Source organism: Ensifer sp. 38_S197 (assembly GCF_056924495.1).
The window spans coordinates 750,121-763,188 of sequence record NZ_JBXOVZ010000001.1 but is presented as its reverse complement, the minus strand read 5'-3'; the positions used below and the strand labels follow the sequence as shown (position 1 = coordinate 763,188).

Below are 13,068 nucleotides of genomic sequence, written 5' to 3'. Positions count from 1 at the left end.
CGGATTCTGTGTTTCGGGCGGGTGTAGACCCGCGAGCACTTCGATGGCTGCAGGCAAATGGAGACGCCAACGATGACCGACGCGAAATCCAGCCTCGGCGATATCCTCAAGGATATTCGCAACCGCAATCGCTGGACCTTGGCCGAAGTCAGTTCCATGACCGGGCTTGCTGTCTCGACCCTCTCCAAGGTCGAGAACAACCAGATGCAGCTCACCTATGACCGGTTGATCCAGCTTGCCCAGGGCCTGAAGGTCGACATCGTCGAGCTTTTCGGGACCACGGCGGGCGGGGAAGATGCTCCCAACATGCTTGGCCGGCGCACCTATACCAAGTCCGGCGACGGGCGGGAGATCATCACGCAGAACTACGATTATCTCTATGTCTGTACGGAGATCTCGAAGAAGTCGATGGTGCCTATTCTGGCGGTGGCGCGGGCACGCACGCTCGAGGAGTTCGGCCCGCTTATCCGGCACAAGGGCGAGGAATTCTTCTACGTTATCGACGGCGAACTGGAGCTTCACACGGAGATCTATGCCCCCCTGCGGCTCAAGAAGGGCGATTCCTGCTACTTCGACGCCATGATGGGGCACGCCTATCTGAGTGTCAGCGAAGAGCCGGCGCAGATCCTGTGCGTTTGCTCGACCCCGGAAACCGAGCTGGTGTCCACGCTGGCAAATGCGCAGACGATCAAGCTCAAAAGCTGATCGAAACTAAAAAACAAATACGATAAGAAAAAATATTGCACTTAGGAAAATCGTTTCCTAGTCTAGCACTGCGGTAGGTGCCGGGAGGGCATCGCACGCCGCAGTTCTGGGGAGGACTACGAGATGAACGGTTCCAAGTGGAAATCGATCGGCATTGCATTGCTTCTGGCATCGACGCCGCTTTCCGGCGCGATGGCCGCGCAGGACGTTCTGGTGCTGGCGCGCGCGGAAGATCCGCCGACGGCCGATCCGGGCATTGAGATCAGCAACAGCGGCTACACGCTCACTTATGCCGCCTATGAAAGGCTCGTCGCCTACAAGGGCGCCTCGACTGAAGTTGGGCCGGAACTCGCCGAAAGCTGGACCGCCGACGATGCCGGCCTCGTCTGGACCTTCAAGATTGCGGCCGGTCACAAGTTCGATGACGGCTCGCCGGTCGATGCGGCGGCCGTCAAGTTCAGCTTCGATCGGCTGATGAAGCTGAAGGCTGGCCCCTCCGATGCGTTTCCGGTGCTGAAGGAGGTCGATGTCGTCGATCCGCTGACCGTGAGATTTCACCTGACGGCGCCGTTTGCGCCCTTTATCTCGACGCTTGCCGTCTCCGGTGCCGCGATCATCAATCCCAAGGTGATCGAGCATGAGAAGGACGGCGACATGGCGAAGGCCTGGCTCGCCGAACATTCGGCCGGCAGCGGCCCCTACCGCATCGCCTCCTGGGAGCGCAACCAGAGCATCGTTCTCGACCGCAACGAACACTACGCCGGAAGCCAGCCGGCACTGAAGCAGGTGGTCATCCGCATCGTCGGCGACGTCTCGGCCCGCCGCCTGCAACTGACCAACGGCGATGCCGACATCATCGAACAGATTCCGCTCGATCAGGCCGAAGCGCTGCAGAAGGATGCCTCCGTCGTCGTCGAGAGCAATCCGAGCATGTATGTGAACTACATCTACATGAACAACCGCCAGCCGCCGCTCGACGACGCCAAGGTCCGTCAGGCGATTTCCTATGCGGTCGACTATCAGGGCATCATCGACGGCATCATGCTCGGCCAGGCCAAGCAGATGCGCGGCGCGGTGCCGAGCGGCATGTGGGGACACGACCCGCAAGGCTTCCAGTACACATACGACATCGAGAAGGCCAAGGCGCTGCTTGCCGAATCCGGCAAGGGCGATATTCGGTTGACCTACACCTTCTCGCAGGCCGATCCGGCCTGGGAGCCGGTCGGCCTTGCACTGCAGGCCTCGCTTGCGGAAATCGGCATCGAGCTCGATCTGCAGGCAGTCGCCGACACGACCAAGCGCGAACTGGTCGCCAACGGCAAGTTCGATATGGCGCCGGGCGCGTGGACGCCTGACTTTGCCGACCCCTACATGTTCATGAACTACTGGTTCGACGCCGACAAAATGGGTGGGCCGGGCAACCGTTCCTTCTACGCCAACAGCAAGGTGACTGCGCTCGTCAAGGAAGCCGGATCCATCGTCGACGAGGAGAAGCGCAAGGCGCTTTACATCGAAGCGCAGAAGCTCTCGACCGATGACGCGCCCTATCTCTACATCATGGAGAAGAACGACATCTTCGCCCGCCGCGCCGCCGTCAAGGGCTATGTCTACAATCCCATGCTGATCCAAGTCTACAACTTCGCAACGATGTCGAAAACGGAATGAGGCATAGGGCCAAGCGGCGCCTTGGCCAACCTCATGTCACGGAACGCCTGCCGCCGGTCACAGCGCCCGTGCCGGCAGGGGTTCATCGTTTCCCAAGCTAGGCCGGGTTTTCCCTGCCGGAAGGGCTGGCATCCATGGCAATCACCCGCATCATACTTCCGCGTCTGATCCTGCTGCTTTTCGTGGTGCTGGGTGTCGCGGTCATCACCTTCACGATCTCGCACCTCATTCCCGGCGATCCCGCGCGCATGATTGCGGGTGACCGGGCAAGTGCTGAAACGCTGGAAAACGTCAGGCGCAACCTCGGTCTCGACCGGCCGGTCGTCGAGCAGTTCACCATCTATATCGGCAATCTCCTGCAAGGCGATCTCGGCACGTCGCTCCGCACCAATCGCCCGGTTGCCGCCGACATCCGCACCTTCCTGCCGGCGACGCTGGAGCTGGGAACGGTCGCGCTTTTCATCGCGATCTGTCTCGGCGTACCGCTCGGCGTGCTCTCGGCCGTCTACAAGGATGGCCCGATCGACCAGATCGCGCGCACGGTCTCCGTCTGCGGCATCTCGATGCCGGTCTTCTGGTTCGGGCTGATCCTGATTTACGTCTTCTACGCCAAGTTCCAGATCCTGCCCGGCAGCGGACGGCTGGCGATGGGCATCGTAGCACCCGAACGCATCACCGGCTTCCTGCTCATCGACTCGCTGTTGCAGGGTCGTTTCGATGCCTTTGGCAGTGCCCTCTACCACATCATCTTGCCGGGCTTCGTGTTGGCTTTTGCCAATATGGGCGTGATCACCCGCCAGATCCGCGCCTCGATGCTCGACGTGCTGCAGGAGGATTACATCCGAACGGCGCGCGCCAGCGGCCTGCGCAAGGGCATGATCATCTTCAATTATGCGCTCAGAAACGCGCTCACCCCTTCGATCACGCTGCTGGGGCTGGCGCTGGGCGATCTTCTCTATGGTGCGGTGCTGACCGAGACTATCTTTGCCTGGCCGGGCATGGGCACCTATGTCGTGACCTCCATTCAGACGCTCGATTTCCCCGCCATCATGGGCTTCACCATCGTCGCATCTGTCGGCTATGTGCTGATCAACCTCCTGGTCGATCTCGCCTATATGCTCGCCGATCCACAGATCAGGGAGGTCTGACCATGACCGCCGTCATGCCGACAGAACCCGTCGCAACAAAGGCAGCAATGCGCCGGACCAAGTCTCTCTCCGAGCGACTGCGCTATCTCTGGTACCTCAGCCGCCGCAGCCCGCTGACCCTGGTCGGCGTCGCGATCATCCTCGTCGTTCTCGTCATGATCGTCGCGGCACCGGTCATCGCGCCCTACAATCCGGACAAGGTGTCCCTGACGGCGCGCCTGTTGCCGCCGAGCGCCGCGCACTGGTTCGGCACCGACGAAGTCGGGCGTGACCTGTTCTCCCGCGTGATCTACGGGGCAAGGGCGTCCTGCGGCGCCGCCTTCATGATCGTCCTGATTTCAACAGCGATCGGAGTGTTGATCGGCTGTTTTTCCGGCGTGGTCGGCGGACGGGTCGACACCGCCATCATGCGGCTGATGGATGTCGTACTCGCCCTGCCGGCGCTGGTGCTGGCCATGGCGCTGGCCGCGGCCCTTGGCCCGAGCCTGTTCAATTCCATGCTGGCGGTGGCGATCGTTCGTATTCCCGCCTATGTGCGCCTCGCCCGCGGCCAGACGCTTTCGCTGCGCGAGCAGGTCTTCGTGAAGGCGGCGCGCACCTACGGCGCCTCCTCCTTCTATATTCTGCGCTGGCATCTCCTGCCGAATGCAATGTCGCCGATCATTGTCCAGGCGACGCTCGATCTCGGCGGCGTCGTGCTGATCGCCGCCGCCCTCAGTTTCATCGGCCTAGGTGCCCAGCCGCCGACCGCCGAATGGGGCGCGCTCGTCAGCAGTGGTCGCAGCTACATGCTCGATCAATGGTGGTACGCGACCTTTCCGGGGCTGGCGATCCTGATCACGGCCATGGGGTGCAATCTCGTTGGTGACGGCATTCGCGACATGCTCGACCCGCGCTTGAGCGGCAGATGATGACGGGCACGGCAGAACCACGCGGCCAGGCGCTGGCCATCAACAATCTGTCGCTGGAGTTTCCTACCTTCAGCGGCGCCGTCAGGGCGCTCGACAATGTGTCGATCAACGTCGGAAAGGCCGAGATCGTCGGTATCGTCGGCGAGTCTGGCTGCGGCAAGTCGGTGGCGACAATGGCCGCAACCGGCCTGCTGCCCAAGGGGCGCTACAGGATCACCGCCGGATCCGTCAGGCTCTTTGGCCACAGCACGCTTTCCATGGACGACAGTCAGTTGCAGGACCTGCGCGGCAAGGTGGTCTCGACCATTTTCCAGGAACCGATGAACGCACTGAACCCGACGATCCGCATCGGCAGGCAACTGACCGACGTCATCATGCGTCACGAGGAAGTGGGTCCGACTGATGCCAGGCGCATCGCCCGCGACATTCTTGCCGACATGCTGATCGGCGAGCCCGAGCGGGTGATGAACCTCTATCCGTTCGAGCTCTCCGGCGGCATGCGGCAACGGGTGCTGATCGCCATGGCGTTTTCCTGCAATCCCGGCCTGATCATCGCCGACGAGCCGACAACCGCGCTCGATGTCACCGTCCAGGCGGTGATCCTTAGGCTCATCCAGAACCGCGCGCGCCGGACGGGCACCGCCGTCATCTTCATCTCGCACAATGTCGCCGTCGTGTCGCAGCTCTGCGACCGGCTCTACGTGATGTATGCCGGGAGGATCGTGGAGCACGGCGCGACCCGCACCGTGCTCGAAACACCGCAGCATCCCTACACCCAGGCGCTGCTGCGCTGCCTGCCGGAGCGGGTGGCACCGAAACAGGAACTCGAGGCGATTCCCGGTGCCGTGCCGAACCTCCTGCATCCGCCCGCGGGTTGCTATTTCCAGCCGCGCTGCAAGGAGGCGGTCGAACAATGTCGATCCAAGACCCCGCAGTTGGCGGGAACCGACGGCCAGCAGGTGGCCTGCTGGCAGCGCGGCGTAGCAGTGGAACTGGCAGGACAAGGGAGCCGCCAATGACGGAAGGCGTTGATACGTTCACGCGGCCGGTGCTCGAAGTCTCCGATCTCCACGTCCGCTTCCCGGCGTCCCGCAACTGGCTCGGCCGCCCCACCTCCCATGTGCATGCCGTCAACGGCGTGACCTTGACGGTTCGCGCCGGGAGGAGCCTTGGCATTGTCGGCGAGTCCGGCTGCGGCAAGAGCACGCTCGCCCAGGCGATCATCGGACTTGCACCTTACGAAGTGGGCAAGGTCAAGATCGACGGCGAGGATTTTCAGGCGGCTCAAGGCAAGCAGAAGCGCGTCTTGCGGCAAAAGATGCAGATCGTCTTTCAGGACCCGCAGTCCTCGCTCGACCGGCGCCTGCCGGTCTGGCGGCTGATCAGCGAACCGCTGCATGTTCGCGGCGGCCACACGAGGGCCGAGCTGCATGAGAAGGCGGAGGAACTGGCCGTCGCTGTCGGGCTCCGGCCAGAACATCTCGATCGGCTGCCACACGAGTTTTCCGGTGGCCAGCGCCAGCGCATCGCTATCGCCCGCGCGATCAGCACCGACCCGGACCTCATGGTTCTGGACGAGCCGACATCGGCGCTCGACGTGTCGGTGCAGGCGCAGATCATCAACCTGCTCCTGAAGCTGCAGCGAGAGCGCGGGCTCACCTATCTCCTGATCTCGCATGACGTCGCGCTGGTGCGCCATTTTTGTGACGACGTCGCGGTGATGTATCTCGGCCAGATCGTCGAATCCGGCCCGGCCGAAGAGGTCCTGCGCAATCCCCGCCATCCCTATACCCAGACGCTTCTGGCGGCGGCGCCGAGTTTCGAAAGCCCGCTGCCGGACATCGCCCAGGTACGGGCAGGTGAACTGCCCAACAACCGCAGTCTGCCGGACGGCTGCTTCTACAGGCAGAGATGCGACAGGATCAGTGGTGGCTGCGAGGCAGGGCAGGCCCTGCGGCGCCTGGCCGACAGCACACGCCAAGTAAGGTGCCATCTGGCGCAGACATGAAAGCGCAGACGCCGTGGCACATCCTGGCCGCTGGCAGCCACCGGAGCGGTGCCGCATCGCCGCCTATGCCGTTTGATGCGCCGTGCGCACATTTTGAGAAATATAATTTTCTTATAGGAAAAATAATTTGATTGATATTTCCGACTGTGCAAATTTGTAGCCGCCGCCTTCGGGCGGAGCTTGCCAATCGGGGGCGCTTCTTCGCGACCCCGCCGCTTGCCGGAGATGAGATTGACTGACTCAACGTTGATCGCCGCCTTCCGTCGACCGAACGCGGCCGACCTGCCGACGCCCTATGTCGAACTCGATGAAGTCAGGCTGATGTCCAATCTGCGCGGCATGCAGGCGCGGGCCAATGCCTCGGGTGTCACGCTGCGCCCGCACATCAAGACCCACAAGAGCCTTGCGATCGCCCGCCGCCAGCTCGATCTCGGTGCCGTGGGCGTGACCGCTTCCAAGCCTGAGGAAGCGCTGGTTTTCGTCGAGGCGGGGGTCCCGTCGCTCACACTTGCCTATCCGATCGTCCGGCGCGAGAAGATCGACCGGCTGGTGGCAAGCGCCAAGGCGCGCGGAACCGAACTGCTGCTGATCGCGGCGCATGAAACGGGCGTTGACGCCATCGCAGCCGCAGCCGCGGCACTTGGCGTTCGCCTTGGCGTTTTTCTCAAGGTGGACGTCGGTCTCGGCCGCGTCGGCGCCAAGCCGCAGGATCCGGCAGCCCTTGTGCTGGGGAAGAGGATCGACCGCCATCCCCACCTGGCCTTTGCCGGCCTGCTCTCCCATGCCGGTCACGCCTACGGCAGCAAGAGCGCGGAGGAACTCGCAAACATCGCATCGGCGGAGGCGCGCGATCTTCTCGAACTGGCCGGGCGTTTGCGGCAAGCCGGGATCGACGTGCCGAGAATTTCGGTCGGCGCGACGCCGACCTGCCTTGGCGCTCCCGTTCCTGAGGGCGTCACGGAGATCCGCCCGGGCAACTACGCCTTTCTCGACCGCACGGCGCTTCGCCTCGGTATCGCCACGCCGGACGATCTTTCGCTTTCGGTGGTCGCAACCGTCGTCGCCCACAACGATAGCCATTTCATCGTCGACGCCGGCTCCAAATCGCTCTCGTCCGACCTTGGCGCGCATGGCTCCGGCGGCAGCGGCTTCGGTATCGCGGTCTGTGCCGACGATTGCGCGCAGGCGTCCTGGGAGGTCGAGCGGCTTTCCGAGGAACACGGCTTTGTCCGTTTTGCAGACGCCCCACCCGCCATCGGTAGCCGCGTCCGCATCTTTCCCAACCATTCCTGCGCGGTCGTCGCGCAATTCGACAACGTCACCCTGCGGCCATCGGACGGGGGCGCTGTGACGCTGCAAGTCGATGCCCGGGGACGCCAGACGTAAGCCGCACGCCGCCCGTGCGGCGGCGAACAGATTTTGGTTCGATGAAATGAAAGAGAACTGGACATGACGAAGGAAGTCGAATGGGCGCGCATGACCGCGCCGAGCCTGCGCGAAATCGCCGGCAAGCCGGGCGCGCTGGCAATCCTGCCGATCGGCTCGCTGGAGCAGCATGGACCGCACCTGCCGGTCATCACGGACACGGCGAGCGCATCGGCAGCCGCGATCCGCGCTGCCCGGCTGGTAGCCGATGACATTCCGGTCGCCGTTCTGCCGGGCTTGTGGACCGGCATGAGCGAGCATCATCTGCCCTTCGGCGGTACGATCACGCTCGACTACGATACGCTGAGCCGCCTCATCCGCTGCATCGTCCGCTCGCTGAAGACGCTCGGCTTCCAGCGCCTGTTCATCGTCAACGGTCACGGCGGCAATATGGATCCGCTGGCGGTTGCCGTGCGCGAACTGGCGGTCGAGTTCGCCATGCCGATCGTCGCCACCACGCCATGGATGCTGGCACCGGAGGAAGCATCAAAGATCTTCGAGGTCGACACGGGCGCCCACCATGCCTGCGAAGGCGAGGCCTCGGTCATGCTGGCAATCGTGCCGGACGCGGTGAAGACCGAGATGTTCGGCCAGGCCTTCGGCAACCAGCAGCACCCCGTCGACGTGCCTGCGGACGTGTCGCGCTTCTATTCCTTCTCCGAGCGCGCGCCGGTCACCGGCACCTGGGGCGATCCGCGCAGCGCAACGGCTGAAAAGGGAGAACGCTTCCTCGACCTGCAGGCACGCGAACTCGTCAAGCTCATCCGCAACGACGTGCTCTGGACTGCGCCGGATCCCGTCTGGGCGCCAGGTCGCGGGCTCGGCACGACGGCCGGCAGGGCCGACTGATCTTTCCGGCACGCCATCTGCCGGTCCATCGCATTTCTTAGGGAGGACACACCAATGAACCCGAAATTCGCGCGCACGCGCAAGCTCCTTGTCTCGCTCTTCGCTGCAACCGTGCTTTCGGGCGCAGCACTGTCTCCGGCCATGGCAAAGACGCTCGTCTATTGCTCCGAGGGCGCGCCGGAAGGCTTCGACGCGGCCCTCTATTCGGCCAACAGCACTTGGGACGCGTCGGCCGAGACGGTCTATGACCGCCTCACCGAATTCGAGCCCGGCACCACTAATGTCGTGCCCGGCCTTGCCGAAAGCTGGACCATTTCCGCCGACAATCTCGAATATACGCTGAAGCTGCGCCAGAGTGTGAAGTTCCAGACGACGGACGATTTTACGCCGACGCGCGATTTCAACGCGGATGACGTGCTCTTTACCTTCAATCGCCAGCTGGACAAGGATGATCCGTGGCACAGCTATTTTGCCGGCGCGAACTGGGAAATGTTCAACGCGATGGAGATGCCGGCGGCGATCAAAGAGATCGTCAAGGTCGATGACCGGACCGTCAAATTCGTCCTGAACCAGCCGGATGCGTCGCTGCCGTCGAAGCTCGCGCTGAATTTCGGCTCGATCGTTTCGAAGGAATATGCCGACAAGCTGGCGGCGGAAGGCCGGCGCGAGGACCTCGACCGCAAGCCGGTCGGCACCGGGCCGTTCCGCTTCGTCGACTACCAGCAGGACGCGGCGATCCGCTTTGCCGCCAACGCCGACTATTGGGATGGCGCGCCGAAGATCGACAATCTCATCTTTGCGATTACCACCGACCCGACGACCCGCATGCAGAAGCTTCAGGCAGGCGAATGCCATGTCGCTCCCTATCCGGCACCGGCTGATATCGCAGGGCTGAAGGCCAATCCGGACCTCAACGTTCTCGAGCAGCCCGGCCTCAACGTTTCCTATCTGGCGATGAACACCCTGGTCGCGCCGTTCGATAAGCTGGAGGTCCGCCGCGCCATCAACATGGCGATTGACCGCAAGGCGATCGTCGATTCCGTTTATCAAGGCATGGGCCAGCTCGCCCAGAGCGTGCTGCCGCCGACGATGTGGGGCTATAACGGCAGTATCGATGGATACAGCTATGATCCGGAGGCGGCAAAGAAGCTCCTCGACGAGGCAGGCGTCAAAGATCTAAGCATGAAGATTTGGGCGATGCCGGTCAGCCGCCCGTACATGCCGAACGCACGCCGTACGGCGGAACTGATGCAGGCGGATCTCGCCAAGGTCGGTATCAAGGTCGAAATTGTCTCCTACGAGTGGGGTGAATACCTCAAGAAGTCGCGCGACAAGGCGCGCGATGGCGCCATCATCCTCGGCGGCACGAGTGACAACGGCGACCCGGACAACCTGCTCAGCTACTTCTTCAGCTGCGCCGGCGTCGGCGGCAGCAACAATGCCAACTGGTGCTACAAGCCGCTCGACGAGATCTTCCAGAAGGCGCGGATGAGCGCGGATCAGAGTGAGCGGACCAAGCTTTACGAGGAGGCACAGGCGATCATCAGCGAGCAGGCGCCGTGGGTACCGATCGCCCATTCCACTGTCGTGCTGCCGATGTCAAAGAAGGTGAAGAACTACGTGATGGAGCCTCTGGGTTCGCATCGCTTCGACAAGGTCGACATCGAGGAGTAGCCCACGCGCCCCGCGCCGGGTCTGTTTGCGGCTCTCAGGCGGTGTTCGTCCGGTCCCGTCCGGGGAGCTGAAGTTCTCAGGCTTCAGTGGTCCCCGGGGAGGGGTGGATGAACGGCCGCGACAATTCCCGTCTGGCGGTGGCCGTTTCCACGGGCTCGAAGATGAGATTGTGCGCCGGCGTCTTGGCGGCGAGCATGCGGACACAGCCGCCGGCGCCGGAGACGACGCCCTCTTCATTGATCTCGTGCGCGATCCCCACCGGACCAACGCCGATATCGCAGCCGCCGGCTATCCGCTGGTGCAGGCCGCCGGTTTGCTGAGCAGCAGCCGTATAATGAATGTCGGAGCGGTTGCCGGCGCGAGATGATGGCAAGCGGGCTTGTCGGCCCGTCGCTTTGATCAGGAAACGGCTCGCTGCTGTCGCCTCCGTGATGCAGCAGCCGCCGCCGGCCCGCTAGAGCTTGGTCGAGACCGCCGTCGCCGCTTCGCGAATAGTCTGCATCAGCAGCGAGAGGGCGAGCGTCGGCGCCGCGTCGGCGCGCATGGTCAGGCCGACCGGTCCCTTCGTTTCGCTGGTGTCGATCGGCAGGATCGCGATCGTGCCGTCGTCGACATCGGCGGCGACGACGCCGGCGGAGATGATCCAGATCGCATCGCTCGCCCGCACGAAAGCACGGCCGAAGGCGTCGGACACGGTTTCTATCTGGTTCGGCAGGCTGGCGATGCCGTTGGTGATCAGGAAGCGTTCGACGAAGGGGCGGATGATTGAGGCGCGCGTCGGCATCAGCACCGGGAAATCCGCGAGCCGTGCAAATGTGGAATGCGCGCCCGCAAGCAGGGGATGGCCAGCCCTGACGGCAAAGACCACCTGTTCGGAATAGAGATGTTCGAAGGAAAAACCGGTCATCTTGTCCGGCGCCGCAAGCCGCCCGACGACGAGGTCGAGGTCGCCGACGCGCAACTGTTCGAGAAGCACGGCGTTTTCGCCGGTGACGATCTTGATGCGCGCACCGGTATCCTCTTTGAGGAAGAGCGTCATGGCGTGCGGCATGATCCGTGTCGAGACCGTCGGTAACGCCCCGACCCGGACCGGTACCCCGTCGCCAGCGCGCTGCTGCGAAACGGAATCGAGCCCTTGCCGCAGCGCCGTCAGTGCCGCACCGGCGTGGCGCAGGAATACCTCGCCGTAACGTGTTATCTTGATGCCGCGCCCATCGCGCTCGAAAACCGCGACGCCAAGCACCTCTTCGAGTTCGCGGATCGTCTTGGTCACGGCCGGCTGGCTGACATGCAGCAGTTCGGCCGCCTTCATCACGCTCTTCTGCCGGGAGACCTCGACAAAAGTCTGCAGATGGCGAAACTTGACCCGGGCGTCGAGCATGGAATTCATAACCCTCAAGTTAATGAAAGGCCATGAAATATCATTTTACCTAACCAGATTAAATATCCAATTTGGTGACGGAGGAGAGCCCGTGCAGTTTGCCCGCATCAACGACATCACGATCCACTACCAGGTGATCGGCGCGACCGGCGACCGGCCGGTGCTGGTTTTTGCCAATTCGCTCGGCACGGATTTTCGCATCTGGCGCGACGTCGTCGTTCGGCTCGCGGGGGACTACGCCATTGTCCTCTATGACAAGCGCGGCCATGGCCTTTCGGAAATCGGGCCGACGCCCTATGCGATCGAGGATCATGCCAACGACCTTGCCGGCCTGCTCGACATGCTTTCGGTCAAGCAGGCGATCGTCTGCGGCCTCTCCGTCGGCGGCCTGATTGCGCAGTCGCTCTACCGGCGCCGGCCCGATCTCGTGCGTGCGCTGGTTCTTTGCGACACGGCGCACAAGATCGGTACCGCCGAGATGTGGGCGGCGCGCATCGCCGCCATCGAGGAACATGGTATCGAAGGGATCGCCGACAGTGTGCTCGAACGCTGGTTCACGCCGGCCTTCCGCCGGCCGGAAAACACCGCCTATGCCGGCTATCGCAACATGCTGGTGCGCCAGCCGGTAACCGGATACTTGGCCACTTGTGCCGCCATCCGCGACGCCGACTACACGGAGGCCGCCGCCCACATCGCGGTGCCGACGCTCTGCGTCGTCGGCGACCAGGACGGTTCGACGCCGCCAGATGTCGTGCTCGCCACAGCCCGCCTCATTCCCGGTGCACGATACGAAGTCATTCGCGATGCAGGTCATATTCCCTGCGTCGAAAGCCCGGAGGCGCTGACCGCGGTGTTGCGCGCCTTCTTCGAAATCGCAATGCATGGAGACAAGACCCATGAATGACGCCTCTGCGCCCTCCGATCGCTATCGCCAGGGCATGGCCACGCGCCGGGCCGTGCTCGGCGACAATCACGTGGATCGGACGCAGTCGGTTTCCACCGAGTTCGATCGCCCCTTTCAGGAACTGATCACCGAGGCGGCCTGGGGTCATGTCTGGTCGCGTCCGACTTGGACGAAGCGCGAGCGCTCGATCGTAACGATCGCGCTGCTCGCTGCGCTCGGCCAGGATGACGAGGTGGCGATGCATGTGCGGGCGACGAGTAATACGGGTGCAAGCCGCGAGGATATCTGCGAAGCGCTGCTGCATGTGGCGATATATGCCGGCGTGCCGGCGGCCAATCACGCAATCAAGATCGCCAAGCAGGTCTTTGCCGAGATCGATGCCGGCAAGGCGGCCTGAC

The 13,068-nt window shown here is 63.2% G+C and carries 13 protein-coding genes; 11 read left to right on the top strand and 2 right to left on the bottom strand.

Annotated features, from left to right (window positions below):
• The first annotated feature begins 72 nt into the window (after positions 1-72).
• From AC1Z3V_RS03450 to AC1Z3V_RS03410, 9 genes are all read left to right on the top strand, one after another.
• The gene (locus tag AC1Z3V_RS03450; protein WP_429818528.1) at positions 73-705 is read left to right on the top strand and encodes a helix-turn-helix domain-containing protein; all 633 of its coding nucleotides are present in this window, start codon (positions 73-75) and stop codon (positions 703-705) included.
• Positions 706-828: 123 nt separating this feature from the next.
• Complete coding sequence (locus tag AC1Z3V_RS03445; protein WP_483497231.1) at positions 829-2,370, top strand: ABC transporter substrate-binding protein; 1,542 nt, start codon at positions 829-831, stop codon at positions 2,368-2,370.
• Positions 2,371-2,504: 134 nt separating this feature from the next.
• Positions 2,505-3,518 carry an ABC transporter permease gene (locus AC1Z3V_RS03440; RefSeq protein ID WP_483497230.1) on the top strand — a complete coding sequence of 338 codons (1,014 nt, stop codon included), beginning with the start codon at positions 2,505-2,507 and terminating at the stop codon, positions 3,516-3,518.
• Positions 3,519-3,520: 2 nt separating this feature from the next.
• Positions 3,521-4,429, top strand: coding sequence for a D,D-dipeptide ABC transporter permease (ddpC, locus tag AC1Z3V_RS03435; RefSeq protein ID WP_483497229.1), 909 nt, complete (start codon positions 3,521-3,523; stop codon positions 4,427-4,429).
• A complete protein-coding gene (locus tag AC1Z3V_RS03430; RefSeq protein WP_483497228.1) occupies positions 4,426-5,448 on the top strand; it encodes an ABC transporter ATP-binding protein in 1,023 nt (340 codons plus the stop codon). The genes ddpC and AC1Z3V_RS03430 overlap by 4 nt, the downstream gene beginning before the upstream one ends.
• The gene (locus AC1Z3V_RS03425; protein ID WP_483497227.1) at positions 5,445-6,437 is read left to right on the top strand and encodes an oligopeptide/dipeptide ABC transporter ATP-binding protein; all 993 of its coding nucleotides are present in this window, start codon (positions 5,445-5,447) and stop codon (positions 6,435-6,437) included. Before AC1Z3V_RS03430 ends, AC1Z3V_RS03425 begins: the two co-directional genes overlap by 4 nt.
• A 225-nt stretch (positions 6,438-6,662) precedes the next feature.
• Entirely contained in the window at positions 6,663-7,823 is a 1,161-nt protein-coding gene (locus tag AC1Z3V_RS03420) for an alanine racemase (RefSeq protein WP_483497226.1), read from the top strand.
• Between the two features lie 63 nt (positions 7,824-7,886).
• Positions 7,887-8,711: a creatininase family protein gene (locus tag AC1Z3V_RS03415; protein ID WP_483497225.1), complete on the top strand. Its 825-nt coding sequence runs from the start codon at positions 7,887-7,889 to the stop codon at positions 8,709-8,711.
• 54 nt (positions 8,712-8,765) lie between these two features.
• Positions 8,766-10,385, top strand: a complete 1,620-nt coding sequence (locus AC1Z3V_RS03410; protein ID WP_483497224.1) for an ABC transporter substrate-binding protein — start codon at positions 8,766-8,768, stop codon at positions 10,383-10,385.
• A 76-nt stretch (positions 10,386-10,461) separates the two neighbouring features.
• Here AC1Z3V_RS03410 and AC1Z3V_RS03405 read toward each other — a convergent pair whose 3' ends face one another.
• Together AC1Z3V_RS03405 and pcaQ are read right to left on the bottom strand one after the other, a co-directional pair.
• On the bottom strand, positions 10,462-10,758 hold the full coding sequence (locus tag AC1Z3V_RS03405; protein WP_483497223.1) for a hypothetical protein: 297 nt from the start codon (positions 10,756-10,758) through the stop codon (positions 10,462-10,464).
• 81 nt (positions 10,759-10,839) lie between these two features.
• On the bottom strand, positions 10,840-11,766 hold the full coding sequence (pcaQ, locus tag AC1Z3V_RS03400) for a pca operon transcription factor PcaQ (protein ID WP_483497221.1): 927 nt from the start codon (positions 11,764-11,766) through the stop codon (positions 10,840-10,842).
• A 91-nt stretch (positions 11,767-11,857) separates the two neighbouring features.
• Here pcaQ and pcaD point away from each other — a divergent pair, with 91 nt between their 5' ends.
• Positions 11,858-12,670, top strand: a complete 813-nt coding sequence (gene pcaD / locus AC1Z3V_RS03395) for a 3-oxoadipate enol-lactonase (protein WP_483497220.1) — start codon at positions 11,858-11,860, stop codon at positions 12,668-12,670.
• Complete coding sequence (pcaC, locus tag AC1Z3V_RS03390; RefSeq protein WP_334196943.1) at positions 12,663-13,067, top strand: 4-carboxymuconolactone decarboxylase; 405 nt, start codon at positions 12,663-12,665, stop codon at positions 13,065-13,067. The genes pcaD and pcaC overlap by 8 nt, the downstream gene beginning before the upstream one ends.
• Position 13,068 lies beyond the last annotated feature (1 nt).